At 63.5% G+C, this 25,369-nt stretch carries 27 protein-coding genes; 18 read left to right on the top strand and 9 right to left on the bottom strand.

The features are described 5' to 3' along the window. Window positions 1-203 precede the first annotated feature (203 nt). The 4 genes from AC1Q6Z_RS18990 to AC1Q6Z_RS18975 all read left to right on the top strand — a co-directional run bounded on the left by AC1Q6Z_RS18990 (window position 204) and on the right by AC1Q6Z_RS18975 (window position 3,843). Window positions 204-1,427 (top strand): acyl-CoA dehydrogenase, encoded by a 1,224-nt coding sequence (locus AC1Q6Z_RS18990; RefSeq protein WP_256120905.1) that lies wholly within the window; start codon window positions 204-206, stop codon window positions 1,425-1,427. A gap of 210 nt (window positions 1,428-1,637) precedes the next feature. Next, the gene (locus AC1Q6Z_RS18985; RefSeq protein ID WP_256120904.1) at window positions 1,638-1,994 is read left to right on the top strand and encodes a hypothetical protein; all 357 of its coding nucleotides are present in this window, start codon (window positions 1,638-1,640) and stop codon (window positions 1,992-1,994) included. Window positions 1,995-2,126: 132 nt separating this feature from the next. Beyond that, complete coding sequence (locus AC1Q6Z_RS18980) at window positions 2,127-2,558, top strand: PilZ domain-containing protein (protein ID WP_256120903.1); 432 nt, start codon at window positions 2,127-2,129, stop codon at window positions 2,556-2,558. Between the two features lie 163 nt (window positions 2,559-2,721). After that, window positions 2,722-3,843, top strand: coding sequence for a pyridoxal phosphate-dependent aminotransferase (locus AC1Q6Z_RS18975; protein WP_492648879.1), 1,122 nt, complete (start codon window positions 2,722-2,724; stop codon window positions 3,841-3,843). Between the two features lie 80 nt (window positions 3,844-3,923). Here the strand turns inward: AC1Q6Z_RS18975 and AC1Q6Z_RS18970 are convergent, their stop codons facing one another. After that, window positions 3,924-4,193: an SEL1-like repeat protein gene (locus AC1Q6Z_RS18970; RefSeq protein ID WP_256120901.1), complete on the bottom strand. Its 270-nt coding sequence runs from the start codon at window positions 4,191-4,193 to the stop codon at window positions 3,924-3,926. 456 nt (window positions 4,194-4,649) lie between these two features. Between AC1Q6Z_RS18970 and AC1Q6Z_RS18965 the strand changes: the two genes are divergently transcribed. From AC1Q6Z_RS18965 to vapC, 7 genes are all read left to right on the top strand, one after another. Next, a complete protein-coding gene (locus tag AC1Q6Z_RS18965) occupies window positions 4,650-4,988 on the top strand; it encodes a DUF2147 domain-containing protein (protein ID WP_492648878.1) in 339 nt (112 codons plus the stop codon). 170 nt (window positions 4,989-5,158) lie between these two features. Then, window positions 5,159-5,323, top strand: coding sequence for a hypothetical protein (locus tag AC1Q6Z_RS18960; RefSeq protein ID WP_256120899.1), 165 nt, complete (start codon window positions 5,159-5,161; stop codon window positions 5,321-5,323). Between the two features lie 31 nt (window positions 5,324-5,354). Continuing rightward, on the top strand, window positions 5,355-5,531 hold the full coding sequence (locus tag AC1Q6Z_RS18955; protein WP_492648877.1) for a hypothetical protein: 177 nt from the start codon (window positions 5,355-5,357) through the stop codon (window positions 5,529-5,531). Between the two features lie 69 nt (window positions 5,532-5,600). Beyond that, window positions 5,601-5,921, top strand: a complete 321-nt coding sequence (locus AC1Q6Z_RS18950) for a YnfA family protein (protein ID WP_439630524.1) — start codon at window positions 5,601-5,603, stop codon at window positions 5,919-5,921. 60 nt (window positions 5,922-5,981) lie between these two features. Continuing rightward, on the top strand, window positions 5,982-7,484 hold the full coding sequence (locus AC1Q6Z_RS18945; RefSeq protein WP_256120896.1) for an AMP nucleosidase: 1,503 nt from the start codon (window positions 5,982-5,984) through the stop codon (window positions 7,482-7,484). Between the two features lie 59 nt (window positions 7,485-7,543). Further along, complete coding sequence (locus tag AC1Q6Z_RS18940) at window positions 7,544-7,774, top strand: type II toxin-antitoxin system VapB family antitoxin (RefSeq protein ID WP_256120895.1); 231 nt, start codon at window positions 7,544-7,546, stop codon at window positions 7,772-7,774. Then, entirely contained in the window at window positions 7,771-8,160 is a 390-nt protein-coding gene (gene vapC / locus AC1Q6Z_RS18935; RefSeq protein ID WP_492648876.1) for a type II toxin-antitoxin system VapC family toxin, read from the top strand. The genes AC1Q6Z_RS18940 and vapC overlap by 4 nt, the downstream gene beginning before the upstream one ends. 6 nt (window positions 8,161-8,166) lie before the next feature. Here vapC and AC1Q6Z_RS18930 read toward each other — a convergent pair whose 3' ends face one another. Continuing rightward, window positions 8,167-9,540, bottom strand: a complete 1,374-nt coding sequence (locus AC1Q6Z_RS18930; protein WP_492648875.1) for an aspartate aminotransferase family protein — start codon at window positions 9,538-9,540, stop codon at window positions 8,167-8,169. A gap of 148 nt (window positions 9,541-9,688) precedes the next feature. On the opposite strand from AC1Q6Z_RS18930, the gene AC1Q6Z_RS18925 reads away from it, so the two are divergent. Then, complete coding sequence (locus tag AC1Q6Z_RS18925) at window positions 9,689-11,047, top strand: glutamine synthetase family protein (RefSeq protein ID WP_492648874.1); 1,359 nt, start codon at window positions 9,689-9,691, stop codon at window positions 11,045-11,047. A gap of 71 nt (window positions 11,048-11,118) precedes the next feature. On the opposite strand, the gene AC1Q6Z_RS18920 is transcribed toward AC1Q6Z_RS18925, so the two are convergent. Next, window positions 11,119-12,057: a diacylglycerol/lipid kinase family protein gene (locus AC1Q6Z_RS18920; protein ID WP_256120891.1), complete on the bottom strand. Its 939-nt coding sequence runs from the start codon at window positions 12,055-12,057 to the stop codon at window positions 11,119-11,121. Between the two features lie 352 nt (window positions 12,058-12,409). Here AC1Q6Z_RS18920 and AC1Q6Z_RS18915 point away from each other — a divergent pair, with 352 nt between their 5' ends. Further along, window positions 12,410-13,648: an MFS transporter gene (locus AC1Q6Z_RS18915; protein ID WP_439618371.1), complete on the top strand. Its 1,239-nt coding sequence runs from the start codon at window positions 12,410-12,412 to the stop codon at window positions 13,646-13,648. Window positions 13,649-13,811: 163 nt separating this feature from the next. Next, window positions 13,812-14,228 (top strand): DoxX family protein, encoded by a 417-nt coding sequence (locus AC1Q6Z_RS18910; protein WP_492648873.1) that lies wholly within the window; start codon window positions 13,812-13,814, stop codon window positions 14,226-14,228. A 108-nt stretch (window positions 14,229-14,336) separates the two neighbouring features. Here AC1Q6Z_RS18910 and AC1Q6Z_RS18905 read toward each other — a convergent pair whose 3' ends face one another. Next, complete coding sequence (locus tag AC1Q6Z_RS18905) at window positions 14,337-14,807, bottom strand: Lrp/AsnC family transcriptional regulator (RefSeq protein ID WP_023517247.1); 471 nt, start codon at window positions 14,805-14,807, stop codon at window positions 14,337-14,339. Window positions 14,808-14,947: 140 nt separating this feature from the next. On the opposite strand from AC1Q6Z_RS18905, the gene AC1Q6Z_RS18900 reads away from it, so the two are divergent. After that, a complete protein-coding gene (locus AC1Q6Z_RS18900; protein WP_492648872.1) occupies window positions 14,948-15,856 on the top strand; it encodes a DMT family transporter in 909 nt (302 codons plus the stop codon). Between the two features lie 63 nt (window positions 15,857-15,919). Here the strand turns inward: AC1Q6Z_RS18900 and AC1Q6Z_RS18895 are convergent, their stop codons facing one another. The 5 genes from AC1Q6Z_RS18895 to AC1Q6Z_RS18875 all read right to left on the bottom strand — a co-directional run bounded on the left by AC1Q6Z_RS18895 (window position 15,920) and on the right by AC1Q6Z_RS18875 (window position 21,279). Continuing rightward, window positions 15,920-16,807: an ABC transporter permease gene (locus AC1Q6Z_RS18895; protein WP_256120885.1), complete on the bottom strand. Its 888-nt coding sequence runs from the start codon at window positions 16,805-16,807 to the stop codon at window positions 15,920-15,922. 148 nt (window positions 16,808-16,955) lie between these two features. Continuing rightward, on the bottom strand, window positions 16,956-17,954 hold the full coding sequence (locus AC1Q6Z_RS18890; RefSeq protein ID WP_439618374.1) for an ABC transporter substrate-binding protein: 999 nt from the start codon (window positions 17,952-17,954) through the stop codon (window positions 16,956-16,958). Between the two features lie 348 nt (window positions 17,955-18,302). Continuing rightward, window positions 18,303-18,932 carry a L,D-transpeptidase family protein gene (locus tag AC1Q6Z_RS18885; protein ID WP_492648871.1) on the bottom strand — a complete coding sequence of 210 codons (630 nt, stop codon included), beginning with the start codon at window positions 18,930-18,932 and terminating at the stop codon, window positions 18,303-18,305. A gap of 126 nt (window positions 18,933-19,058) precedes the next feature. Next, window positions 19,059-19,541 carry a DUF3592 domain-containing protein gene (locus AC1Q6Z_RS18880; protein WP_492648870.1) on the bottom strand — a complete coding sequence of 161 codons (483 nt, stop codon included), beginning with the start codon at window positions 19,539-19,541 and terminating at the stop codon, window positions 19,059-19,061. A gap of 73 nt (window positions 19,542-19,614) precedes the next feature. Further along, window positions 19,615-21,279, bottom strand: a complete 1,665-nt coding sequence (locus AC1Q6Z_RS18875) for an electron transfer flavoprotein-ubiquinone oxidoreductase (RefSeq protein WP_256120881.1) — start codon at window positions 21,277-21,279, stop codon at window positions 19,615-19,617. A gap of 278 nt (window positions 21,280-21,557) precedes the next feature. Between AC1Q6Z_RS18875 and AC1Q6Z_RS18870 the strand changes: the two genes are divergently transcribed. From AC1Q6Z_RS18870 to AC1Q6Z_RS18860, 3 genes are all read left to right on the top strand, one after another. After that, on the top strand, window positions 21,558-22,961 hold the full coding sequence (locus AC1Q6Z_RS18870; protein WP_492648869.1) for an FAD-binding oxidoreductase: 1,404 nt from the start codon (window positions 21,558-21,560) through the stop codon (window positions 22,959-22,961). Window positions 22,962-22,977: 16 nt separating this feature from the next. Beyond that, window positions 22,978-23,766, top strand: a complete 789-nt coding sequence (locus AC1Q6Z_RS18865) for an SDR family oxidoreductase (RefSeq protein WP_492648868.1) — start codon at window positions 22,978-22,980, stop codon at window positions 23,764-23,766. Window positions 23,767-24,042: 276 nt separating this feature from the next. Continuing rightward, the gene (locus tag AC1Q6Z_RS18860; RefSeq protein WP_492648867.1) at window positions 24,043-25,335 is read left to right on the top strand and encodes an Hsp70 family protein; all 1,293 of its coding nucleotides are present in this window, start codon (window positions 24,043-24,045) and stop codon (window positions 25,333-25,335) included. Window positions 25,336-25,369 lie beyond the last annotated feature (34 nt).

The raw sequence follows: 25,369 nt of genomic DNA, 5'->3' as shown, positions 1-25,369 counted from the left end.
TCATTATCAGATTACTTGCTCATGCGAAGGGGCAGGATCAAGGCGGAAATGGAGAAATACATGGAAAGCTCATTCTCCAGGCTCATGAGGGCATTCATAAATAGCCAAAGCGTCGGCCTGCCCATTTCGTTCCCGGCCTTTCGGAGACGGACCACCTGATGTAGCACTTCTGCAACGACAAAACCGCGACAGGATGGAAGCACATGAGCGAGCACCACAGCGCCACTCCGGAACAGGCCCGCGCCAAGATGGCGCCCTTCGACTGGGCCGACCCCTTCCTGCTCGAAGACCAGCTGACCGACGAAGAGCGCATGATCCGCGATACGGCGCGCGCCTATTGCCAGGACAAGCTCGCCTCGCGCGTCACCGAAGCCAACCGCCACGAGATCTTCCACCGCGAAATCATGAGCGAGATGGGCGAACTCGGCCTGCTCGGCCCGACCGTGCCGGAGGAATATGGCGGCGTCGGCGCCAACTACGTTTCCTACGGCCTCGTCGCCCGCGAAGTCGAGCGTGTCGATTCCGGTTATCGCTCCGCGATGTCCGTGCAGTCCTCGCTCGTCATGCATCCGATCTTCGCCTATGGCACGGAAGAGACCCGCCAGAAGTATCTGCCCAAGCTCGCTTCCGGCGAATGGGTCGGCTGTTTCGGTCTGACCGAGCCGGACCATGGCTCGGACCCCTCCTCCATGATCACCCGCGCAAAGAAGGTCGACGGCGGTTACCTCGTTTCCGGCGCCAAGAACTGGATCACCAATTCGCCGATCGCCGACGTCGCCGTCGTCTGGGCGAAATCCGATGCGCATGACAACAAGATCAAGGGCTTCGTGCTGGAACGCGGCATGAAGGGTTTCGAGACGCCGAAGATCGAGGGCAAGTTCTCGCTGCGCGCCTCCGTTACGGGCATGATCATGATGCAGGACGTCTTCGTGCCGGATGAGAACCTGCTGCCGGAGGTTTCGGGCCTTGCCGGTCCGTTCGGCTGCCTCAACCGTGCGCGCTACGGCATCGCCTGGGGCGCCATGGGTGCGGCCGAATTCTGCTGGCATGCCGCGCGCCAGTATACGCTCGACCGCAAGCAGTTCGGCAAGCCGCTCGCCGCCACCCAGCTCATCCAGAAGAAGCTCGCCGACATGGAGACCGAGATCTCGCTCGGCCTGCAGGGGGCGCTCCGCCTCGGACGCCTGTTCGACGAACACCGGGCACCGGCCGAGCTCATCTCGCTGATGAAGCGCAACAATTGCGGCAAGGCGCTCGACATCGCCCGCGTGTCGCGCGACATGCACGGCGGCAACGGCGTTTCCGACGAATATGGCGTCATCCGCCACGTCATGAACCTGGAAGCGGTCAACACCTACGAGGGCACGCACGACATCCACGCGCTGATCCTCGGCCGCGCCCAGACGGGCCTCCAGGCTTTCCAGTAAGACCGCCTCCCCACCAACGTCATCCTCGGGCTTGACCCGAGGATCCACGCCGCGACCGTGGCATGGATGGTCGGGTCAAGCCCGACCATGACGGAGGAGAGGTTTCAGAAATTCCCGCGGCTGCTCGTTCAAATACGAGCGGCCGCGTTCACGTTTTATCCATCCCGTTTCGGTACAGTTGAAACCCGGAAACAGAAGCGGGAGGGCGCCATGCCCCTCGACAGCATGCACGAGCAGCTTCACCTGCGTCACCCCAAGCGCAGCTTCGTCCAGTATCGCATCGACAAGCCCGGTTTCATCACCCCGATCGGCCACCATCTCAGCACGGCGATGCGCTACACCTGCCTCATCCGCAGCATTTCCAGCGCCGGCGCGGTGCTTTCCATCAACAAGGCGCTGGAGCTGCCGGAGAATTTCTATCTGGAGATTCACGGCATCCGCGACGAGATCCCCTGCACGGAATTCAAGCGCGACGGCGAGGAACTGGTGGTGCGCTTCAACATGTTCCTGGATACCGATTTCCTCGATCTCGTGCTCGGCCGCCACACGGAAAAGCATGACGCCTGAGGGCGTCAAGCACCAAAAAACCGGACGATTAAACTTTTAAGTTTTTGTTTTAACGAAACAAAATACTCGCCTGCGACACTCCTGCCATCTCTGTCGGACATGACGTCCACCCCCTTTGGGAGAAAAGCGGCAATGAGTGACGACGACAAGAAGCGCTCCAGCGGGGGCCTTTACGAGCGGAAGTGGGAGCGTTTTGCGGTCAACCGGCAGGGCATGCTGATGACCGTCGGGTTCGACCTGATGGCGCCGAAGACGCGTAGCTGCAAGCTCGTGGACATTTCGGTCGGCGGCGCGAGCTTCACCGTGAACACCACGATCGGCCTGCCGCTTCACTATTATCTCTCCATCGTCGGCGTCACGTCGCGCATCGGCTGCGCAGAGGTCTACCGCAACGACAACCGCATCGGCGTGCAGTTCATCAAGGAGATCGACGAGGAGCTGCTGCGCCTGATCGTGCGCTCCGACTATTTCACCGGCGGCATCACCGGCAAATCGAAGCAGCCGGAGCGGCGCTACATGGTGGGCGTCGAGAAGAAGAGCGGCGTCGGCTCGGCCATCGGCTGATTGGGTCGGCCCGTGGCTGACCGGGTCGGCCATCGGCTGATCGTTTCGTCTTCACGCATTATTGGCTAGGGTGCCCGCGGGAGAATCGATTCCGGCGGGCATTTTTTGTGAGACCGGCCGGCAGCGGAGATCCCGACCGTTCCATCGATCCCAGGCGCTGTTCATGTCCGCATTTTCCCGTTTCACCGCCCTCGCCCAGACCTTGCCCTCGACGGTTCCCTTCGTCGGGCCGGAAGCCATCGAGCGCAATCGCGGCCTTGCCGTGCGTGCGCGCATCGGCGCGAACGAAAGCGGCTTCGGCCCCGCCCCCTCCGTGCTGGAGGCGATGCGGAAAGCGGCGGAAACGACCTGGATGTACAGCGATCCGGAGAATTTCGAGCTGCGCGAGGCGCTTGCCCTCCACCACGGCATTTCACGCGACAATATCGCGGTCGGCGGCGGCATCGACGGGCTGCTCGGCGAGATCGTGCGGCTGGTCATCGAGCCGGGCGCGGATGTCGTGACGTCGCTCGGCGGCTATCCCACATTCAACTATCATGTGAACGGTTTTGGCGGCCGGCTCGTCACCGTGCCCTATGTCGCCGACCGGGAGGATCTCGACGGCCTGCTTGCCGCCGTGCGCCGGGAAAAGGCGCCGCTCGTCTATTTCGCCAATCCGGACAATCCGATGGGAAGCTGGTGGGATGCCGACAATGTCGTCTCCTTTGCGCGCGCGCTGCCGGAAACCACCCTGCTCATCCTCGACGAGGCTTATGGCGAGACGGCGCCGGCGGGCACCATTCCGTCGATCGATGCGCTGATCGGCCAGCCGAACGTGCTGCGCATGCGCACCTTCTCAAAGGCGTACGGCCTTGCCGGCGCGCGGATCGGCTATGCGATCGGCACGCTCGGCAATGCGCAGGCCTTCGACAAGATCCGAAATCATTTCGGCATGGCCCGGGTTTCGGTCCAGGCGGCACTCGCCGCGCTGGAAGACCAGGCCTATCTGACGGACGTCATCGCCCGCATTGCCGCGTCCCGCGAGCGCATCTCGCAGATCGCGTTTTCCAACGGCTTGTCTCCGCTCGCCTCCGCCACCAATTTCGTCACAATCGATTGCGGCCGCGACGGCACCCACGCCCGCGCGATCGTCGATGGGTTGATGGAACATGGCGTCTTCATCCGCATGCCGGGCGTCGCCCCCCTCAACCGATGCATCCGCATCAGCGTCGGGCCGCAGGACGATATGGCGTTGCTCGAGGAAGCTTTGCCGCAGGTCTTGAAGCGAGTAGCGAATAGCGAGTAGCGAATTGGGGAAGGTGCCGCTTTGGCGGTCTTCTTGCACTTCCCCTCTTCGCTACTCCCCGCTCGCTATGCGCCCCTCATTCAGTGAACCGTCATCCACTCGCGGGCGGCGCGCAGCGCCAGGGCGAGGTCGGTCTTGGTCATCGTCGCGGCGAGGTCGGCGCGCAGTTCTGCGGCGCGTTCACAACCTTTGATCGCAGCGATGTTGAGCCACTTGTGGGCCTGCACCACGTCGATGTCGCAGCCGCGACCCGTGGCATACATAAGGCCCATGTCGCAGAAGGTTTCAGCGCGGCTCTCGCCGCCCGTCATGGCGGCCGTTTCGGTATTCTGAAAGTCAAAGCGTGCCATTTCGATTGTCCCTGTCTAACTGGTTTACTGCTTGTAGTGTCCTGTTTTACCTGCCCTTTCGGGCCTCCTCGGGCGCCTGCCGTCTTGTGCGGCCTTGGTCTTCCTTCAGAGTTTTGCCGGCCGGTTTTTCCGTGCTCGTCTTATGGCTCCACTATGCCGGCGGGGCTTCAAAATGCGCTTAAAATGCATGCTTAATTTGAGACAAACAAAGTCCAAACGCTTGGTAAATTTGGGTTTTCGTTAAACATCGGAACCGCTGGAAACCGGCGCATTCGTCTAAAAATTTACGGATTGTTCAACCGGCGATTTCAACCCTTTGATAACCACGCAAAACGGTCGGGTTTTTCCAGCCGGCAATTTTCACCGTTTTCCGGCGCCGGAATCCGGCTCCCGAACATATTTACCTTTACGTGCGCGTAAGATATCTTCAGGCTCTCGTTCTGGAGGAGGAAGAGAATGAAATTGAAGACATGGATCGCCGCCGCCCTGTTCGTGGTTCCGGGGGCTGCACTTGCCGCAGAGCCGATCGAAGGCACCTGGAAGACCGCCAGCGGCGAGACCGCGGCAATTGCAAAGTGCGGCGGCAGTTTCTGCATCACGCTGAAGACCGGCAAACATGCCGGCAAGCGCATCGGCAAACTCGACGGGTCCGGCGCCGACTATACCGGCTCGATCACCGACCCGGCGGCGGACAAGACCTATAGCGGCTCCGGTGCCGTCAGCGGCAATTCGCTGAAGATGAAGGGCTGCGTATTGAAGGTGTTGTGCAAGTCGCAGACCTGGTCCAGGCTCTGAACCGAAACGATCGAAACCAAAAGCCGGCGCCCGCAAGCGCCGGCTTTTTTGTTTTCGGAAAAGCGCATTCACAGTCTTCCTGAACGGGAGATGAACCGACCTCTCAGGGAGCGTTCAGTCCCGCGGTGCAAAAAGGGTCACACCGAAACATTTGAATGAGGGACACACCAATGGACATCCTCGCACGCCGCCTCACGATCATCACCCTGCTGATGGCCATTTTCGCGATCATGCTCGCCGCCGCCGTCGAGACCGACTACCGCCGCAGCACGCACAACACCACCGGCAAGCTGGTGGCCTGCTCCGCCCCGCAGATGTGCCGCGCCTCGCTCTGACCCCGCCTTTTTCGACGCCTGGAAACCCGCAATGATCTCCGCCCTCCTCCACACTTCAGCCACCGCACTGCGCATCCTTGCCCTCTCGGCGATGATGATCGCTCCGGTCGGTGCGCTTGCCTGGAGCAATGCGGGCGGCCTCGGCATCGAAAAGCAGGGCGCAGGCCTCGTGCTTTTCGTGACACTCCAGCGCCAGTCGATGAGCTGAGACTGCACTTCCCGCCCCATGAATCCGTGCTAAACCGGGCAGGCTTTCGCCAATAGCCCGGAGCACCGGATGAAATCCCTTCTCGTCTTTTCCGTTGCCGCATTTGCCGAAATCGCCGGCTGCTTCGCCTTCTGGGCCTGGTGGCGGCTCGACAAGTCCGTGCTCTGGCTCGTGCCCGGCATGGCGTCGCTGGCGCTTTTCGGTTGGCTTCTCACCCAGGTCGACAGCGCCTTTGCCGGCCGCGCCTATGCCGCCTATGGCGGGGTCTATATCGCGGCCTCCCTCATCTGGCTGTGGTTTGCCGAAGGCATGCGGCCCGACCGCTTCGATGTCGCGGGGGCAGCACTCGCGCTCGTCGGTGCCGGCATCATTCTGGCGGCACCGCGATAGGGCTTGTGGGCGTCTCCAAGTTGTCGTTTGCTTGTAAAAAACAACGCACTATAATCGCGCATGAGCAAACGAATCTTCTCGCAAAAACCCCTTTCCTTCGCCACGCCGGACCCGTACGAGCCCCGATCCTTCGACGATCCGGTGGCCGCGGTCGATGCCCTGCAGGCGCTCTACGACCGCAACACGACCTTCCTGACCGACGCCTTCGTGGCGCTCGGCAAGGCCGGCACGCCGGACAAGCGGTTCCGTGCCTGCTACCCGCAGGTCTCAATCGAGACGACCAGCTTCGGCCATGTCGATTCCCGCCTCTCCTACGGCTATGTCGCCTCGCCCGGCGTCTACACGACGACCATCACCCGGCCAAAACTCTTCCGGCATTATCTCAAGGAACAGCTCGGCCTGTTGATGCGCAACCATGGCATCAGCGTCATCGTGTCGGAATCGACGACGCCGATCCCGCTGCACTTCGCCTTCGGCGAGGGCGCCTATGTGGAAGCGGAGATCGCGGAGGGTATCGAACTGCCGCTGCGCGACCTTTTCGACGCGCCGGACCTCACCACGACGGACGACGAGATCGCCAACGGCGCCTATGAGCCCGGCCCCGGCGAACCCTCGCCGCTCGGTCCGTTCACCGCGCAGCGTATCGATTATTCGCTGGCCCGCCTCAGCCATTACACGGCGACGAACGCCCAGCATTTCCAGAATTTCGTGCTCTTCACGAACTACCAGTTCTATGTCGACGAATTCTGCGCCTGGGCGCGCCAGCAAATGGCCGAGGGCGGCAATGGCTACACGGCCTTCGTCGAGCCCGGCAACATCATCACGCCCGCCGGCGCCGACAAGCCGGAGACCGACATCACGCTCGCCCGCCTGCCGCAGATGCCGGCCTATCACATCAAGAAGAAGGGCCATGGCGGCATCACGCTGGTCAATATCGGCGTCGGCCCCTCCAATGCCAAGACGATAACCGACCATATCGCCGTGCTGCGCCCGCATGCCTGGCTGATGCTCGGCCATTGCGCTGGGCTGCGCAACAGCCAGACACTCGGCGACTATGTGCTGGCTCACGCCTATGTGCGCGAGGACCACGTTCTCGACGACGACCTGCCCGTCTGGGTGCCGATCCCGGCGCTCGCCGAAGTGCAAGTGGCGCTGGAAAGTGCAGTGGAAGAGGTGACGGGCCTCGAAGGCTACGACCTCAAGCGCATCATGCGCACCGGCACCGTCGCCACCATCGACAACCGCAACTGGGAACTGCGCGACCAGCGTGGCCCCGTAAAGCGCCTCTCCCAGTCCCGCGCCATCGCGCTCGACATGGAATCCGCCACCATCGCCGCCAACGGTTTCCGCTTCCGCGTGCCCTACGGCACCCTGCTCTGTGTATCCGACAAGCCGCTGCACGGCGAATTGAAGCTGCCGGGCATGGCGACGGCGTTTTACCGGACGCAGGTCAACCAGCATTTGCGGATCGGCATCCGGGCGCTGGAGAAGCTCGCCGGCATGCCGACGGAGAAGCTGCACTCGCGCAAACTCAGGAGCTTCTTCGAGACGGCGTTTCAGTGATGTTGTGAGCGGTTGCGCCTTGGTGTATAATCACTCGTCTTTATACACACGAGGTCACCATGCGCACCAACATCGATCTTGATGACGACTTGATCGCCAAGGCGATGGAGTTATCCGGCTTGCCGACGAAAAAAGCGACCGTCGAGCTCGCGCTTCGCCAATTCGTCGAAAACGGCTACCGGCGGCAGGCGCTGGATGAGCTGTGGGGGATTGGGTGGGAAGGCGACCTCGACGCGATGCGTGAAAGCTGGGGGCCGCCTGATCATCTTCGTGAAGACGCGGCGGAATGATCCTTGTCGATAGCTCGGTCTGGATTGCGTCCTTCCGTGGTGCATTAACACGGGAAACGGCGCGCCTCAAAGCAATCACGGATCCTGCGGAGATCATCCTCGGCGACATTGTGATGCTGGAAATTCTGCAAGGCGCGGTAAGCGATTCGAACGCCGCAAACATTCAGAAGCGGCTGGCGATGTTCGGCGTGGTTGCGTTGCTTTCCCCCGAGATCGCGGTCAAGGCGGCAGCCAACTTCAGAAAGCTCCGTTCAAAAGGCATCACCATCCGCAAGACGGCCGACCTCATCATCGGCACCTATTGCATGGAGCACGGCCATAGCCTGCTCCATGCAGACAGGGATTTTAATCCGATGGCCGAGCATCTCGGCCTTCGGATCGCTTAAACCTTCTCAGGCCGTCATCACCTTCCAGGCATGTTCCAGCCCCTTGCGGGTGATGTCCACCATCTGGTCGACCTCCGCATGGCTGATGACGAGCGGCGGGGAGAAGAGCATGCGGTCGCCGGTGGCGCGCAGCACCAGGCCGTTTTCCAGGCAATGGTTGCGCACGGTGACGCCGGCCTTTTCCTTGTCCTCGAAGCGCCTGCGGCTCGATTTATCCTCGGCGAGCTGGACGGCGGCCATCAGGCCGACCTGCTGCACCTCGCCGACGATCGGCAGGTCTTCCAGCGATTTCAGGCCGGCGGCGAGATAGGGGCCGATGTCGTCGTGCACGCGCTCGACGAGCTTTTCGTCCTCGATGATGCGCAGGTTTTCGAGTGCGGCGGCGGCGCAGACGGGGTGGCCGGAATAGGTGAAGCCGTGGTTGAAATCACCGACTTCCTCCACCAGCACATTGCCGACGCGGTCGGAGACCATGACGCCGCCGATCGGCAGGTATCCGGAAGAGAGGCCCTTGGCGATCGGCGCGAGGTCCGGCTCGACGCCAAAATGCTGGTGGCCGAACCAGTGGCCGGTGCGGCCGAAGCCGCAGATCACTTCGTCGGCGACGAGCAGGATGTTGCGCGCCTTGCAGATGCGGTCGATTTCCGGCCAGTAGGTGGCCGGCGGCACGATGACGCCGCCCGCACCCTGGATCGGCTCGGCGACGAAGGCGGCGACATTGTCCTCGCCAAGTTCGTCGATCTTTTCCTCCAGCTGGCGGGCCATCTTCAGGCCGAATTCTTCCGGCGAGAGGTCGCCGCCCTCGGCATACCAGAAGGGCTGGTCGATGTGGTGAATGCCGGCGATCGGGAGATCCCCCTGCTCGTGCATCCACTTCATGCCGCCGAGCGAGGCGCCGGCGACGGTGGAGCCGTGATAGCCGTTCTTGCGGGCGATGATCGCCTTCTTGGTCGGCTTGCCGACGGCGCCCCAATAGACGCGGGCCATGCGGAACCAGGTGTCGTTCGCTTCCGAGCCGGAGCCCGTGAAGAAAACGCGGTTGATGTTCGGGCCAGCATGCGAGGTGATCTTCTGCGCGAGCAGAACGGCCGGCGGCGTCGTGGTGCCGAAGAACGTGTTGTAATAGGGCAGCTCGTTCATCTGGCGCACGACGGCGTCGGAAATCTCCTTGCGGCCATAGCCGATGTTCACGCACCAGAGACCGGCGAAACCGTCGAGATAACGCTTGCCGTGGTTGTCGAAGATGTAGCAACCCTCGCCGCGCTCGATGATGCGCGTGCCGGTCGCGTTCAGTTTCTTCATGTCCGAGAAGGGATGAAGGTGATGGGCGGCATCGAGGGCACCGAGGTTGGATACGGCTGCTGCACTGCTGTTCGACATTTGAATACATCCTTAGGGGTAGGTCCCGCCTTATTGAACGGCGGGACAGAATGAGTTACGAAAATGCCCATACAACAGGCATTTGGCAAGAGATCGAGCGAAAGCAAAATTTCCTGTCGAAGCCTCCCGCCAAACCAAAGCAGGCACCATGACAAACGACACCAAGGCAGCCGGTTCGCCGCCCGCCAACTCCCCGCCCCGTATCGAAATCCTCCTCGTCGGCATGAATGGCGACCTGCGCGGCAAGCAGGTTCCGCTCGAAGGCGAGAAGAAAATCTGGGACGGTTCGGTGCGCCTGCCCTCCTCCACCCAGTCGCTCGACATCTGGGGCGACGACAATGACGACATCACGAGCCTCTCCCTTTCCGTCGGCGATCCCGATGGCGTCTGCATTCCCGACCGCCGTTCGCTCGCCGCCATGCCCTGGGCGCCGGAAGGCTCGCGCCAGGTGCTCGCCACCATGCATGAATTCGACGGCACCGCCTCCTTCATGGACCCGCGCGCCATTCTTGCGCGCATGGTGAAGCGTTTTGAAGACCGTGGTTTGACACCGGTCGTCGCGACGGAACTCGAATTCTACCTGGTCGAGGACGATTTTCGCGTGACCGGCAAGCCGCGCCCGCCGGCAGCGCTGATGTATCGCGACGAGCCGAATGGTTTCCAGCTCTACGACATGCGCGCCACCGATGCACTGGATGACTATCTCCAGACCGTGCGCGCCTGGGCAAGGGACATGGAACTGCCGGCGGATGCCACCACGGCGGAATTCGGCCCCGGCCAGTTCGAGATCAACCTGCTGCACCGCCCGGACGCGCTCGCCGCCGCCGACGACTGCATATACCTGAAGCGCATTGCCGAACAGGCTGCGCGCCGCTTCGGGCTCAAATCCACCTGCATGGCAAAGCCCTATGCCGAGCATGCGGGCTCGGGTCTGCATGTCCATTGCAGCGTCATCGACAAGGACGGCAAGAATATCCTAGACGCCAAGGGTGGCGATCCGGCGAAGCTGCGGTCGGCCTGCGCCGGCATGTTGCAGACAATGCGCGATGCGCAGCTCGTCTTTGCGCCTTTCGCCAATTCCTACCGCCGCTTCCAGCCCGGCTCCTTTGCGCCGGTGGACCTCACCTGGGGCTTCGGCCACCGCGGCACCGCGATCCGCATTCCGGACAAGGACGGCCCGGCGGCGCGTGTCGAGCATCGCGTGGCGGGTGCGGACGTCAATCCATACCTGCTGCTGACCGCCATCCTCGGCGGCATCCTGCTCGGCCTCGACGACGAGCTCGATCCAGGCCCGGTGACGGAGCCCGGCAAGGAAGCGCCGGATGCCAAGCGCCTGACGCACGACTTCCTGACGGCTGTGGAAGAATTTTCGGCCTCGCCCTTCATCAAGGACGCCTTTGGCGCGGAATACCAGAAGCTCTATGGCGACACGAAGCGCAAGGAAGCGATCGTCTACCTGCGCACGGTCTCGGATTTCGACTACCAAACGTATCTGCCGCGGATTTAGGGCCGTCGCGAGCGCGGCTTACCCCCCTCTGCCCTGCCGGGCATCTCCCCCTCAAGGGGGGAGATCCTACGTCAAGCCGCAGCCGGCTCCGTCGTCGCCACCTTGTTCACCGCCACTTTCGGCACCATCACCTTCAATTCACCCGGATGCAGCCGGATCGAGACTTCGCGGTCCATCGGCAGCAGTTCGCCGTCGATGACGCAGTTGATCGCCCGATCGACCTTGGGGAAATGCAGGTCGACTTCCGTGCCGGTCATTTCGGTGACGTCGGCATTTTCACGCAGCTTGCCGCGCAGGATGTCGAAGGCGAGTTTTGCGACGCCTGCGGGCTTTAGCGGCTTGGTGGTGTAGAAGCCGAGATGGCCGCCGGTGAGGTCGTCGGCATAGAGCAGGCCGTTCTGGCCGAAGCGGTTGTTCGAGACGTTGATGGCGGAGACCCTGCGGCTCTCCTCGACGCCATCGACGTTGAACTCCACCTCGAATTCCGGCGGATCGAGGATCACGCCGAAGGCGGCGCGGGTGTTGGCCGCGATCTTGCCCAGACGCGAGCTGTAGGTCATGGCATTGCGCAGCCGCACCATGCGGGCATGCAGGCCCGCGGAAAACTGGTGCACAAAGGCGCGGTCGTCCGCCGTGCCGATGTCGGCAGCGGCGATGTCGCCATCCGCCAGCGCGTCGATCGCCTGCCAAATGTCGAGCGGAATGTTCAGCGAGCGGGCAAAAAGGTTCATCGTGCCGGCCGGGACGATGCCGAGCGGCATCTTGCTCTGCCAGGCAAGGCCGGCCGCGGCCGAAACCGTGCCGTCGCCGCCGCCGGCGAGCATCGCATCGAGATCGGTGCGATCCGAACAGCGCCGCAGCGCCATCTCGATATCGGCCCCCTCGACGATATCGCAATCGAGATGGTGCCCCGCATCCGAAAAGACCTTTTCCGCATGGCGGGCATAGGCCTCCATGTCGGTGGTGCGAAACGTGCCCCCGTCCTTGTTGAATATCGCCTGCACTCTCATTCGCATACTCCGCATCTCGGCCGAGAAACGCCCAAGGGTGATTTTCGATCCATTAGATAGTCGAGAAAGCGGCGATTAACAGGCGATCGTGCAACAGAGTGCAATAAATCGTGAGCACAGGTGCTTACGGCCAAATGCGGGAGGGTGAAAATTCGCAGTAGGCAGCGCGGCTTGGTCTGATATATTGCCCACCGGTCGCCTGCGTCGGGAGTACGCCTGCCGGCTGGACGATACCTTCCCCATCGTGGCCTTTCGGGCCGGACCATACCGCATCAGCAGCCAGGAGGAGTGGCCGCCCTTGCAGGGTCTGTCGCCGATTTGCCGCGTCTGAGCAATTCCTGCGGAGCACCCCGTGTCCGAACATCCCCTGCCCCTTGCCGCCCTCTCCTCCGGGCAGCCGCCGCTTTCGAGCCTCACCGTCACCCTGATCATCCTGGCGCTTGCCGTCGGCAGTTTCGGCATCGGCACCGGCGAATTCGCCATCATGGGCCTTCTGCCTGATGTCGCCGGCACGTTCGGCGTCACCACCGCCGAGGCGGGTTACGTCATCAGCGCCTATGCACTCGGCGTCGTCGTCGGTGCACCGGTCATCGCGGTCATCGGCGCGCGCTTCCGCCGGCGCGACCTGCTGCTGGTGCTGATGGGCCTCTTCGCCGCCGGCAACCTCGCCAGCGCCGTTGCGCCGACCTTCGAGAGCTTCATGCTCTTCCGCTTCCTCTCCGGCCTGCCACACGGTGCCTATTTCGGGGTCGCGGCTCTCGTCGCCGCCTCCATGGTGCCGGTCAACAAGCGCACGCAGGCGGTCGGCAAGGTCATGCTCGGCCTTACGCTTGCAACGCTGATCGGCACGCCGCTCGCCGCCTATTTCGGCCAGTTGCTCGACTGGCAGTACATGTTCGTCGCCGTCGGCATTACCGGGCTTTTGACGGTCGCGCTGATCGCCCTCTTCCTGCCGTGCGACAAGCGGCCGAAGGGCATCAACGCGCTGACGGAACTCGGCGCCCTGAAGCGCAAGCAGGTCTGGCTTACGCTCGGCATCGCCGCCACCGGCTTTTGCGGCATGTTCGCGGTCTTCACCTATATCTCGCCGATCGTCACCGAGGTCGCCGGCCTCAACGTCAACATGGTGCCGGTCATCATGGCGATCTTCGGCTGCGGCATGATCGTCGGCAATATTTTCGGCGCCAAGCTTGCCGATATTTCGCTGATGCGCACCATCGGCTGCTCGCTGGCGCTTTATTTCTTCGTGTTGATCGCTCTCTCGCTGACGGCTGAGAATCCGATCCTGCTCGGCGTCTGCTGTTTCCTCATCGGTTGCAGCTTCGTCGTCGGCCCGGCGCTCCAGACGCGCCTGATGGACGTCGCGGGTGACGCGCAGACGCTCGCCGCCGCCCTCAACCACTCGGCTTTCAACGTCGCCAATGCGCTCGGCGCGCTGCTGGGCGGCCTGGCGATCAGCGGGGGTTACGGCTACGGCTCGATGGGTTTCGTCGGCGCCGCCACCGCCGTTATCGGCTTCGGCGTCTTCCTAGTCTCGCTGACGCTGGAAAAGATCGATCGCGAAGCAACCCCGGTCTGCCCGGCCGAGTGATTCGGCTAGATTGAAACCACCAGGCGGCGCCCCATCGGGCGCCGTTTTCGTTTGTGCAGGCCTGTTACCAAGGTGACAAAACCGCGCCTGAACTCTGCTAGATATGGGTCATCGCAGCCCGCAGTTTCCCCTGCAAGCCTATGAATTCCATCGGAGCCACAGAATGTCCGCCCCCATCGAAAACATCACCGGCAGTCGCGTCTTCGGCTTCCTCGCCCGCACGATCCTCACCTCGATGTTCTGGCTCTCCGGCATCGCGAAACTCGCCGATTTCAACGCCGGCGTCGCCGAGATGGCGCATTTCGGCCTGGAGCCGGCGACGGGTTTCAACATCGCCGTCGCCGTCACCCAGCTCGTCGGCTCAGCGCTGATCATCGCCAACCGCTGGACCTGGCTCGGCGCCGGCATGCTCGCCGTCTTCACGGCGCTGACCATCCCGATCGCGCATAATTTCTGGACCATGCAGGAGCCGATCCGCACGATCGAATTCTACGTGGTGATGGAGCACATCACCGTCATCGGCGCGCTGATGGTCGTCGCCTGGAAATCCGCGAAAGCGCCTGTCGCCTCTGCGCATTGACGACAGGTCGGACGTCGCCCCTCTCTCCGGGGGTGGCGTCCCCGGACGGCCCCGCCTCTCCGGCCGTCCCAACCGCCCCGACGCCTCTCGTCGGGGCGGTTTTCCGCGTCAGAGCGACGGAAGCTTCAGGGGGCCGCCGGTCTTGATGCTGCGGATCGCGAAATTCGAGCGGATGTCGGTGACGCCGGGCATGGCGAGCAGCGTTTCGGTCAGGAGCCGCTCGTAGGCCGAGAGGTCCTCGACCACCACCTCCGCCAGGAAATCGGCATTGCCGGAAATCAGGAAGCACGACACCACTTCGGGAATGGCGAGCAGCGCCTCCTGCTGGGCCATGGCGTTTTCCTTGCTGTGCCGCCCCACCTTGATCTCGACGAAGACGGTGAGGCCGAGGCCGACCTCCTTGCGGTCGATATCGGCGCGGTAGCCACGCAGTACGCCGGATTTTTCCAGGTTGCGGATGCGGCGCAGGCACGGCGACGGCGAGAGGTTCACCCGCTCGGCGATTTCGACATTGGTCGCGCGTGCATCCTCCTGAAGCACCTTCAGGATGGCGATATCGAATTTATCGAGATTTGGCATTTTCCGAAACTTTCCCCGCCGATTTTGGTATGATCCTGCGCATTGTACATTCCAAGGGGCATAAGTCGCAAGGACATGCCCCGACCTCCGGCGCTAGAGTCTGGCCATGAATTGCGCCAACGCCGGGAAGGAACGTCGCCATGGCCATGATCTCGCTTTCGTCCGAAGGAAAATCCAATCCGCAGGTCGCCGGTTATGCCGGCGCGGTCGTCACGGTGCTGATCTGGGCGACCTGGGTGCTGGCGACGCGCCACACCGCGGCAACGCCGCTCGGCACCGTCGATATCGGCCTCATCCGCTACGGCGTGCCGGCCATCCTGCTGGCGCCGATCTGGCTGAAGACCGGGCTCGTGCCGAAGGGCGTGCCGCTGAAACTCGTCGTCGTCATGGTGGCGGGGGCCGGCGCACTGTTCTTCCAGGTGACGGCCGCGGCGCTGCATGTGACGCCCGCCGCACCGGGCGGCATCCTGCTCGGCGGCTCCATGCCGCTGGCGACCGCCGTCATTGGCATCGTGCTCTTCGGCGAGCGGCCGGATCGCATGCGCCTTGCCGGCCTTGCCGCCATCGTTGCCGGCGTCGTCATCCTGCTCGCCGCCAGCCTGCAGAAGAGCGGCATGACGATGACCGGCTTCCTGCTCCTGCCGCTCGGCGCCGTGCTCTGGGCCGGCTTCACCCATGCCTTCCGCCGCTCGGGCCTTAGCGCGCTGGAGGGTGCCGCGCTCATCGCCATCTGGTCGTTCCTGATCCATCTCGTGCTCGCCGCCATCTACGGCACGCATCTCGGCCAGGCCTTGCTCTCCGACCTCGCGCTCCAGGTCACCAGCCAGGGCATCCTCTCCGGCCTCATCGCCACCTTCGCCTATGGCACCGCCATCCGGGCGCTCGGCGGCAGCCAGGCCGCCGCCTTCACCGCCATCACGCCGGTGCTGGCGACACTCGGCGGCGCGGTCTTCCTCGGCGAAAGCTTTGGTGCGGCGGAAATAACCGCGGCGCTGGTGGTCGGCGCGGGCGTGGTGCTTTCGACCGGCTTGTTCTCGCGCAAGCACTGAGATCCAAACAAAAAGGGCGCCCGCGGCTTGTCACCGGGGCGCCCTTTTTCGCGTCCGCGCGAATCAGCCGTGGATGATCTCGCGGTGTTTTTGCAGGCGCTTGCCGAAGGCCTGGCTGACGCGGTCGAAGATGATCGCGATGCCGACGATGGCGAGGCCGTTGAAGATGCCGAGGGTGAAGTACTGGTTGGAGATCGCCTTCAGCACCGGTTGGCCGAGGCCCTGCACGCCGATCATCGAGGCGATGACCACCATGGCGAGCGCCATCATGATCGTCTGGTTGATGCCGGCCATGATGGTGGGAAGTGCCAGCGGCATCTGCACGTTCTTCAGCTTCTGCCAGTTCGACGAACCGAAGGCGTCGGCGGCCTCCAGCACATCCTTGTCGACGAGGCGGATGCCGAGATTGGTCAGGCGGATCATCGGCGGGATGGCGTAGATGACCACCGCGATGAGGCCCGGCACCTTGCCGATGCCAAGCAGCATGACGACCGGGATGAGGTAGACGAAGCTCGGCATGGTCTGCATGACGTCGAGGATCGGGTTGACCACGTTCTGCACCCGATTGGAGCGCGACATCAGGATGCCGATCGGTATGCCGATGACGATGGAAAGCACCGTGCAGACGAAGATCATCGAGATGGTCTTCATCGTGTCGTCCCACATGTCGAAATAGCCGATGAGAAGCAGCGTGCCGACCGCGCCGGCGACGATCTTCCAGTTGCGGCTGGCGAACCAGGCGACGAGCGCGATCAGGAGAAGGATGATCGGCCAGGGCGTGCGCGTCATGAAGCGCTCGGACCAGATGAGAAAGTGCTGCAGCGGCTCGAAGATCGATTCGATGCCGTCGCCATAGGCGCGGGTGAAGCCGCGAAAACCCTCATCGATCAGTTTCTTGAGGTCGCGAAGGGTGTCCGCGTCCATCGTGGGAAATTTCGTGAACCATTCCATATCGAACCCCTTCCGGCTTTGACCAATCTGTGCCGGTCTTTAAGCCAACCCTGATGCATGTCGCCGGGATGTGCGCATCGATTTGCGCCAACGGCATGCGCTAAAACGAAGGGCGGCGCGCCCGAGGACGCGCCGCCCGATGGCGTGATCAGAGAGCGGCCTTGATCTTTTCGGCGGCTTCCGGCGAGACCCAGTCCTTCCAGAGGGCTTCGTTCTCTTCCAGGAAGTGCTTGGCGCCATCGTCGCCGCTCGCCTGGTTGTCGGTCATCCAGGCCATCAGCTTGTTGACCGTGTCGTTGCTCCACGAACGCTTGTTCAGGTAGCCCATGACATCGGCGCCGGCGCGCTCGGAGAAGGTCTTCGTCACCAGCGTCTGGACCTTGTCCTTCGGCCAGTCGTTCTTCTTCGGGTCAGCGCAATCGGCGACCGTGTTGCAGCGCTTCCATTCGGCGGCGTCGTAGGGAACGCCGTGCTCGAGCTTCACCATCTCGTACTTGCCGAGGAGGGCCGTCGGCGCCCAGTAATAGCCGACCCAGCCTTCCTTGCGCTCGTAGGCCTTGGCGATCGAGCCGTCGAGGCCGGCAGCCGAACCCGTGTCGACCAGCGTGAAGTTCGCGCCTTCGCCGCCATAGGCCTTGTAGAGCTGGCCGGTCACGACCGTGCCGCCCCAGCCCTGCGGGCCGTTGTGCACGGAACCCTTGGCCTTGTCTTCCGGATCCGGGAACAGTTCCGGATGCTTCAGTGCGTCCTCGATCGTCTTGATCTCCGGGTTGGCGTCGACGATGTATTTCGGCACCCACCAGCCCTGCACGGCGCCATCGGACAGCGCGGTCGCCGCGCCGATCAGCTTGCCTTCCTCGATGCCGCGGTTGACGACGTCCGGCAGCAGGTCGACCCAGCCTTCCGGCGCCAGATCCGGCTCGCCCTTCTCGATCATCGAGGTGATGGTCGGCACGGTGTCGCCGACGATGACTTCGGCGTTGCAGCCGTAACCCTCGGTGAGGATGAACTTGTCGAGTGCGGCGAGAACCTCGGCGCTCTGCCAGTTCATGCTGGCGATGGTCACGTCGCCGCATTCGGCGCGCGCCGCACCCGTCATGGCAAGCAAGCCAGCGACGAGGCAGGTGGAAGCAAGAAGATGTTTCATATCCGTTCCCTCATTTTCGGCGGTGTCATTGTGCCGACAAGGGCCCGCTGCACCGCCGGCGCCGGGCCCGTGATCTTCTGCGGGCTATCGTGGACAGGCCGGCCGAAAGCCCTGCATGTTCACGATACCGCATCCTCGACTTTTGCAGCTACGCGGTCGAATGCCGGTACGAATGCGTCTGCCATTGACCTCTATGCGTCATGGAGGGGTCAATTCTTCGAGACCCGCCCGACTTTGTCCGGGTCGGGGATCACGCGGGCAATGGTATGATACAATTCAGCTTTTTCAAACCGCAAAACGAAAAGGCCGGCATGTGCCGGCCTGCTCCAGTTGCGACATGGGGCAAGATCAGGCCTCGCGGCGACCCTGGATCACATGCACGCGGCCGCCGACCGCCACGCGCTGGTAAAGATCGATCACGTCATGGTTGAGCATGCGCACGCAGCCGCTCGACATGGCCTGACCGATCGACCAAGGCTGGTTGGTGCCGTGGATGCGGAACATGGTGTCGTTGCCGCCCTGGTAGAGGTAAATGGCGCGCGCGCCGAGCGGGTTGTTGAGGCCGCCGGGCACGCCGCCGGCATATTTCAGGTTCTTGCCGGGGTCGCGGCGGATCATGTTCGGCGTCGGCGTCCAGGTCGGCCATTCCGCCTTGCGGCCAATGATGGCGCCACCGGCAAGCGAATAGCCCTGGCGCCCGACGCCGATGCCGTAGCGCATCGCCCGGCCATTGCCGAGCACGTAATAGAGGCGGCGTTCCGGCGTATCGACGACGACGGTGCCGGCCGCATGACGGGTGTCATAGGCGACTTCCTGGCGGCGAAGCTCCGGCTTGATCTTGTCGAGCGGCATCGCCTTCAGCGGGTGCTGCTCGTCCAGGCGGTCGCCGTAATTGGCGCGGTCGCTGCCTCCGTTCGTCGCGCAGCCGGCGAGCAATGCGGATGCGCCGAGCAAAAATCCGCGGCGGGAAATCGACATGGTTAAAGCCCCTTGAATATATGATCCTCGGGGCTGAGAATTATGCGGTTATGGTTAATCGACGGTTAAGCGGCGCGCTGCGGTTGCAGGCGATGTTAAGGTGCGTGGCGGAAATTTGGCCAAAAATCACGATCGCGACAGGCCGGCGCGAAGCAGGACGCCGCCCACTGCGAGGCAGAACAAGCTGAAGGCGCCGATCGCAAAGGCCGCGGCATCCGGCCAGGCCGCGAGCGCCGTGACCGGCATGGCAAGCTCTGGGTCGGCCGCCGAATGCACGACCGCCAGCCGGCCGGCAGGCTTGTAGTCGGCGGGATCGATGGAGGTGTAGGAGGTGGTCCTGATTAGCTGGCCGTCGGCTGCCGCGAATTCCAGGATCGGGTAATAGACTTCACGGCGGCTGGCGCGGCTTCCGAGCCACGCGGTCTCGAAGCCCGTCATCTCGGCCTCGACGGTGCGGCCGGAGGCAGCCATATCGCGGTAGATCGCATGGACCGACCAGAGCCCCCAGGCAGCCAGCACGCCCACCACGAGAAAGACGGCCCCGACGATGGCGAGCACGCCGCCGCGCCATCTCCGCCTGGTCGTCCCGGATGCCGGTTTGGCTTGCATGTCGGTTCCCTGCCCGGTTCAGGAGGGATTATACAGGCAGAGGCGGCAACTTGAAGCTGCCACCTCCGGGACATTACATATTGGGATAAACCGGCCCCTCACCACCCTGCGGCGGCACCCAGTTGATGTTCTGGTTGGGGTCCTTGATGTCGCAGGTCTTGCAGTGCACGCAGTTCTGCGCGTTGATGACGAAGACGTCCTTGCCGTCCTTTTCGACCCATTCGTAGACCCCGGCGGGACAGTAGCGGGTGGACGGGCCGGCATAGACGTCGAGTTCCGAGGTCTTCTGCAACTCCGGGTTCTTCACCTGCAGGTGAACCGGCTGGTCTTCCTCGTGGTTGGTGTTCGACAGGAACACCGAGGAGAGGCGGTCGAAGGTCAGCACGCCATCCGGCTTCGGATAGTCGATGCGCTTGTGTTTTGCCGCCGGTTCGAGCGACTGCGCGTCCGTCTTGCCGTGTTTCAGCGTGCCGAAGATCGAGCCGCCGAACAGCGTGTTCGTCCACATGTCGAGGCCGCCGAGTGCGACGCCCAGCGCCGTGCCGAGCTTCGACCACAGCGGCTTGACGTTCCTGACCTTGCGCAGGTCCGAGCCGATGGCGCTGTCGCGCCAGCCCTGTTCGATCTCGATCGGCTCGTCATTGGCGCGGCCATGGGCGATGGCATCCGCCAGCTTTTCGGCGGCGAGGATGCCCGACAGCACCGCATTGTGGCTGCCCTTGATGCGCGGCACGTTGACGAAGCCGGCCGAGCAGCCGATCAGCGCGCCGCCGGGGAATGACAGCTTCGGCACCGACTGGTAACCGCCCTCGGTGATGGCGCGCGCGCCATAGGAGAGCCGCTTGCCGCCCTCGAAGGTGCCGCGAATGGCCGGATGCGTCTTGAAGCGCTGGAATTCCTCGAAGGGGAAGAGATAGGGGTTCTTGTAGTTGAGGTGCACCACGAAGCCGACGGCGACGAGGTTGTCTTCCAGGTGATAGAGGAAGGAACCGCCGCCGGTCTTCATGCCGAGCGGCCAGCCGAAGGAGTGCTGCACGAGGCCGGGCCTGTGGTTCTCCGGCTTGACCTGCCAGAGTTCCTTCAGGCCGATGCCGAACTTCTGGGGTTCGCGATCCTTCTGGAGATCGAATTTGGAAATGAGCTGCTTGGCGAGCGAGCCGCGCACGCCTTCGCCGATCAGCGTGTACTTGCCGAGCAGCTCCATGCCGCGGGTATAGTTCGGGCCGGGCTCGCCGTTGCGTTCGATGCCCATGTCGCCGGTGGCCACACCGATCACGGCACCCTGGTCATTGTAGAGCACTTCGGTGGCGGCAAAGCCCGGATAGATCTCGACGCCGAGTTCTTCCGCCTTCGTCGCCAGCCACCGACAGACATTGCCGAGCGAGACGATGTAGTTGCCGTGGTTGTTCATCAGCGGCGGCATGGCGAAATTCGGCAGGCGCACGGAGCCGGCCGGGCCGAGCAGCAGGAAATGGTCGTCCGTCACTTCGGTCTTGAAGGGATGGCTGTCATCCTTGCGCCAATCGGGCAGCAGGCGGTCGATGCCGATCGGATCGACGACCGCGCCGGAAAGAATGTGCGCGCCGACTTCCGAGCCCTTTTCGAGCACGACGACGGTGAGGTCAGGATTGACCTGCTTCAGCCGGATCGCCGCTGCCAGGCCCGCCGGGCCTGCGCCGACGATCACAACGTCGAATTCCATGCTCTCGCGTTCGGGGAGTTCCATTTCTTCGCTCATCCGTCTTCTCCACCCCGCAACCCATCAAAAGCCACGGTATTCCCTCGGGTCGGCCTCATGTCGGCACCTGTCATGGCAAATGACGCAAGCCTTGTCGAGCCGTTCTGCGACAGACTTTCCCTGCATTTGCGCATGACTTCATGACAGGGCCGGAAGTTTATTGACTTTAACGTAAACGTCAATCGATTGTCGCTCCCGCGCGCCCGTGCTCGCTTGATTCCGGATCACCATCCGACTAGGCATTTGCGGCCAGCCACCAGGCCAGAGGGATCCGTGCCATGACCGAGATTATCCGATCGCTGCAACGCGACTTGAACGATTTCGGCGAGGATCTTCACCTTGTCGGAAGCGAGCGGCTGGCAAACCGGCATCCCGGCGAACATCGCGACAATTTTGGCGCAGGCGCCCTGGCGGAACCGGCAACGCCCGAAGCGGCTGCCGCGGTGGTGCGCTGGTGCCTCGAAAACGACGTGCCGATCGTGCCGCAGGGTGGCCGCACCGGGCTTGTCGGCGGCGGCATCAGCCGGCCGGGCGAACTGATTCTCTCCACAGCGCGGCTCAACCGCATCGAGGCGATCGATCCCCTCGCCCGCACCGTCACCGTCGGCGCCGGCGTCACCTTGCAGGCGCTTCAGGAGGCGACGGCTGAGGTCGGCCTCATTCCCGGCATCGACCTTGCGGCGCGCGGCAGCGCCACGATCGGCGGCATGATCGCCACCAATGCCGGCGGCATCCTCGCCTTCCGCAACGGCGTGATGCGCCACCAGGTGCTCGGCATCGAGGCCATCATGCCGGACGGCACGCTGTTCAGCGACCTGACGCGCGTGCTGAAGGTGAGCGCCGGGCCGGATATCAAGCAGCTCCTCATCGGCTCGGAGGGTGCCTACGGCTTCGTCACCCGTGCCGTGCTGAAGCTCGAAAGTTTCAACCCGATGCGCGCCACGGCGCTCGTCGGCCTGCGCGATGCGACCTCCGCACTTGCCCTCATCGCCCATTTCCGCGCGCAGCCTGCCATGCAGCTCGAAGGCGCGGAACTGATGTGGCAGCGCTACCTGCGCGACAGCGCGGGCGACAAGGATTTTGATCTCGGCTGGCTAGAGGATGACACGCCGGCAATCCTGCTGATGGAGGTTTCCGCCGAAAGCGAAGAGCAGGCGCGCGAGGCGCTGGAAGAGGGTCTTGCCGGCCTCTGGGAGGAACACGGGCTGACGAGCGGCATCGTCGCCGCCTCGCTCGACCAGGCGCGCCGCTTCTGGGCGCTGCGCGAGGACGGCGATTTCATGTACCGGCATTTTCCGTCCGCCCCTTCTTACGACGTCTCCGTGCCGCCCGGCTCGCTCGATGATTATGTCACGGGCCTGCGGGCGCGGCTGAAGGCCGTCGACCCCGGCTTCGACGCCTATGTCTATGGCCATATCGCCGACGGCAACCTGCACCTTTCCGTCATCGGCGAGGGCGTCACGGCTGCCGCGGTCAAAGCGCCGATCGAGGATGCGGTCTATACCGGCGTTGCGGAATTCGGCGGCAGCTTTTCCGCCGAACACGGGGTGGGAACCGAGAAGCGCCGTGCCTATCTCACCTATGGCAACCCCGCCCGCCGCGCCGTGGCGCAGGCGATCAAGGCGGCGCTCGACCCGAAAAACCTGTTCAATCCGGGCAAGGTGCCCTACCGCGCCGACTGAAACAAAGGACATTACCATGGATCTCGGCATCGCCGGCAAACGCGCCCTCATCCTCGCCTCCTCCCGCGGCCTCGGAAAGGGCATCGCCGTAGCGCTCGCCCGCGAGGGCGCGCATGTGCTGCTCTGCGGCCGCAGCGCCGAGACACTCCAGGCGAATTGTGACGCGATCAATGCGGAAGGTTTTGGCCGCGCGGACTGGGTGCAGGCGGATCTCGGCGAGGACAATTTCGTCGAGACCATCGTAAAGGGCGTCGCCGAAAAGCTCGGCGGCGTCGACATCCTCGTCAACAATTCCGGCGGACCGACGCCGGGCTCGACCGAGGACATGAGCGAGGAAAAACTCGCCACCTACTTCAATTCCATGGTGCTGAGGATCATCACCCTCACCAACCGGCTGCTGCCCGGCATGAAGCAGCAAGGGTGGGGCCGCATCCTGACGGTCGCCTCCTCCGGCGTCATCGAGCCGATCTCCGGCCTCGCGCTTTCCAACACGCTGCGCCCGGCGCTTGCCGGCTGGTCGAAGACGCTGGCGAGCGAAGTTGCGCAATACGGCATCACCAGCAACATGCTGCTGCCCGGCAGCATCATGACCGACCGCTTGAGGAGCCTGGACGCAGCCGCCGCGGAGCGCAGCGGCAAGAGCGTCGACGAGGTGAGTGCAGCCTCGGAAAAGGCCATTCCCGCCCGGCGCTACGGCACCGTGGAAGAATTCGCCGCCACCGCCGCCTTCCTGTGCAGCGCGCCGGCAAGCTACGTCACCGGCAGCCTCGTTCGCTGCGATGGCGGCGCGGCGCGCTCGGTCTAGGACCAATCGCCATTCAGTTCAGGCCGTGCCGAAAATGGTGAGTTTCCGTGATCCGGAGCACAGCGTACTTTCGGTACGTGAGCACCGGAAGCGCGGAAGATCGCCATTTGCAGGCCGGCATGGACTGAATGTCGATTGGTCCTAAGCGCTTGCCATCGGCGCCGGCCTGTGCCATCTGGCGCCTCTCCCAATTCCGGGCGCGCGCTGACGCGCCCTTTTCGCGCGCGGGCTTCACGCCTCGCTTCAAGACAATTCGACGATCATAGGGGCACGGCGATGGCACGGGCACTCGGGCTTGATTTCGGCACCACGAACACGGTCATGGCGCTTTCGACGGGCGGCAGCGACACGCAGTCGATGACCTTCACCAGCAGCGTCGGCGTCACCGACACGATGCGCACGGCGCTCTCCTTCATGAAGGACCCGGTGGTCGGCGCCCAGGCGCTGAAGGTCGAGGCGGGACAGGCGGCGATCCGCCAGTTCATCGACAATCCCGGCGATTGCCGCTTCCTGCAGTCGATCAAGACCTTTGCGGCGAGCGCGCTGTTCCAGGGCACGCTGATCTTCGCACGCCGGCACGCCTTCGACGACCTGATGGAAATCTTCCTGCGCCGGCTGAAAACCTATGCGGGCGACGAATGGCCGGGCGACGTGTCGCGGGTGATCGCCGGGCGGCCGGTGCAGTTCGCCGGCGCAAGCCCGGACCCGGCGCTGGCGCTCGAACGCTACAATGCGGCGCTGACGCGGCTCGGCTTTCCGGAAATCCACTATGTCTACGAGCCCGTCGCGGCCGCCTATTATTTCGCGCAGACGCTGAAGAGCGATGCCACCGTGCTGGTCGCCGACTTCGGCGGCGGCACGACGGACTATTCGCTGATCCGCTTCGAGCGCAAGGCCGGCCAGTTGTCGGCAACGCCGATCGGCCATTCGGGCGTCGGCATTGCGGGCGACCATTTCGATTCGCGCATGATCAGCCATCTCGTGGCGCCGGAAATCGGCAAGGGCACCTATTTCAAGAGCTTCGACAAGCTCCTGGAAGTGCCCTCCGGCTACTACGCCAACTTCGCCCGCTGGAACCAGCTGTCGATCTTCAAGACGACGCGCGAGTTCACCGATCTCAAGTCGCTGGTCCGCTCGGCGATCGAGCCGGAAAAGCTGGAGCTCTTCATCGACCTTGTCGAGCATGACGAGGGCTACCCGCTTTACCAGGCGATTTCGGCGACCAAGATGGCACTTTCCGGCGCCGACGAGGCGGAATTCCATTTCCCGCCGCTCGGCAGCGCCGGCCACAAGACGGTGAAACGCGCCGATTTCGAAGACTGGATTGCGCCGGACCTCGCCCGCATCGAAGGCGCGCTCGACGAGGTGCTGGAGAAGACCAACACGGCGCCTGATGGCATCGACAAGGTGTTTCTCACCGGCGGCACATCCTTCGTGCCGGCCGTGCGGCGCATCTTCACCCACCGTTTTGATGAAGCTAAGATCGAGAGCGGCGGCGAACTGCTCTCCATCGCCCATGGCCTGGCGCTGATCGGCGAAAGCAACGACGTCGCCGAATGGGCGGCGTGAGCGCGGCGCTTTCCTCGCCGGGTTCGCTTCGCTA

Source organism: Shinella sp. GW835-FHT14H05 (genome assembly GCF_058793575.1).
Note: the sequence above shows the minus strand (reverse complement) of the source record. Positions and strands in the feature narration are given on the sequence as shown.

Bases quoted from the DNA above. Each gene is read 5' to 3' on its own strand.
- AC1Q6Z_RS18985 (WP_256120904.1), top strand. From the start codon at position 1,638: ATGCCCCTCGACAGCATGCACGAGCAGCTTCACCTGCGTCACCCCAAG.
- AC1Q6Z_RS18925 (WP_492648874.1), top strand. From the start codon at position 9,689: ATGACAAACGACACCAAGGCAGCCGGTTCGCCGCCCGCCAACTCCCCG.
- AC1Q6Z_RS18865 (WP_492648868.1), top strand. From the start codon at position 22,978: ATGGATCTCGGCATCGCCGGCAAACGCGCCCTCATCCTCGCCTCCTCC.
- AC1Q6Z_RS18970 (WP_256120901.1), bottom strand. From the start codon at position 4,193: ATGGCACGCTTTGACTTTCAGAATACCGAAACGGCCGCCATGACGGGC.
- vapC (WP_492648876.1), top strand. From the start codon at position 7,771: ATGATCCTTGTCGATAGCTCGGTCTGGATTGCGTCCTTCCGTGGTGCA.
- AC1Q6Z_RS18990 (WP_256120905.1), top strand. From the start codon at position 204: ATGAGCGAGCACCACAGCGCCACTCCGGAACAGGCCCGCGCCAAGATG.
- AC1Q6Z_RS18960 (WP_256120899.1), top strand. From the start codon at position 5,159: ATGGACATCCTCGCACGCCGCCTCACGATCATCACCCTGCTGATGGCC.
- AC1Q6Z_RS18860 (WP_492648867.1), top strand. From the start codon at position 24,043: ATGGCACGGGCACTCGGGCTTGATTTCGGCACCACGAACACGGTCATG.
- AC1Q6Z_RS18950 (WP_439630524.1), top strand. From the start codon at position 5,601: ATGAAATCCCTTCTCGTCTTTTCCGTTGCCGCATTTGCCGAAATCGCC.
- AC1Q6Z_RS18920 (WP_256120891.1), bottom strand. From the start codon at position 12,057: ATGAGAGTGCAGGCGATATTCAACAAGGACGGGGGCACGTTTCGCACC.
- AC1Q6Z_RS18910 (WP_492648873.1), top strand. From the start codon at position 13,812: ATGTCCGCCCCCATCGAAAACATCACCGGCAGTCGCGTCTTCGGCTTC.
- AC1Q6Z_RS18940 (WP_256120895.1), top strand. From the start codon at position 7,544: ATGCGCACCAACATCGATCTTGATGACGACTTGATCGCCAAGGCGATG.
- AC1Q6Z_RS18900 (WP_492648872.1), top strand. From the start codon at position 14,948: ATGGCCATGATCTCGCTTTCGTCCGAAGGAAAATCCAATCCGCAGGTC.
- AC1Q6Z_RS18965 (WP_492648878.1), top strand. From the start codon at position 4,650: ATGAAATTGAAGACATGGATCGCCGCCGCCCTGTTCGTGGTTCCGGGG.
- AC1Q6Z_RS18880 (WP_492648870.1), bottom strand. From the start codon at position 19,541: ATGCAAGCCAAACCGGCATCCGGGACGACCAGGCGGAGATGGCGCGGC.
- AC1Q6Z_RS18890 (WP_439618374.1), bottom strand. From the start codon at position 17,954: ATGAAACATCTTCTTGCTTCCACCTGCCTCGTCGCTGGCTTGCTTGCC.
- AC1Q6Z_RS18955 (WP_492648877.1), top strand. From the start codon at position 5,355: ATGATCTCCGCCCTCCTCCACACTTCAGCCACCGCACTGCGCATCCTT.
- AC1Q6Z_RS18905 (WP_023517247.1), bottom strand. From the start codon at position 14,807: ATGCCAAATCTCGATAAATTCGATATCGCCATCCTGAAGGTGCTTCAG.
- AC1Q6Z_RS18980 (WP_256120903.1), top strand. From the start codon at position 2,127: ATGAGTGACGACGACAAGAAGCGCTCCAGCGGGGGCCTTTACGAGCGG.
- AC1Q6Z_RS18870 (WP_492648869.1), top strand. From the start codon at position 21,558: ATGACCGAGATTATCCGATCGCTGCAACGCGACTTGAACGATTTCGGC.
- AC1Q6Z_RS18875 (WP_256120881.1), bottom strand. From the start codon at position 21,279: ATGAGCGAAGAAATGGAACTCCCCGAACGCGAGAGCATGGAATTCGAC.
- AC1Q6Z_RS18885 (WP_492648871.1), bottom strand. From the start codon at position 18,932: ATGTCGATTTCCCGCCGCGGATTTTTGCTCGGCGCATCCGCATTGCTC.
- AC1Q6Z_RS18975 (WP_492648879.1), top strand. From the start codon at position 2,722: ATGTCCGCATTTTCCCGTTTCACCGCCCTCGCCCAGACCTTGCCCTCG.
- AC1Q6Z_RS18930 (WP_492648875.1), bottom strand. From the start codon at position 9,540: ATGTCGAACAGCAGTGCAGCAGCCGTATCCAACCTCGGTGCCCTCGAT.
- AC1Q6Z_RS18945 (WP_256120896.1), top strand. From the start codon at position 5,982: ATGAGCAAACGAATCTTCTCGCAAAAACCCCTTTCCTTCGCCACGCCG.
- AC1Q6Z_RS18895 (WP_256120885.1), bottom strand. From the start codon at position 16,807: ATGGAATGGTTCACGAAATTTCCCACGATGGACGCGGACACCCTTCGC.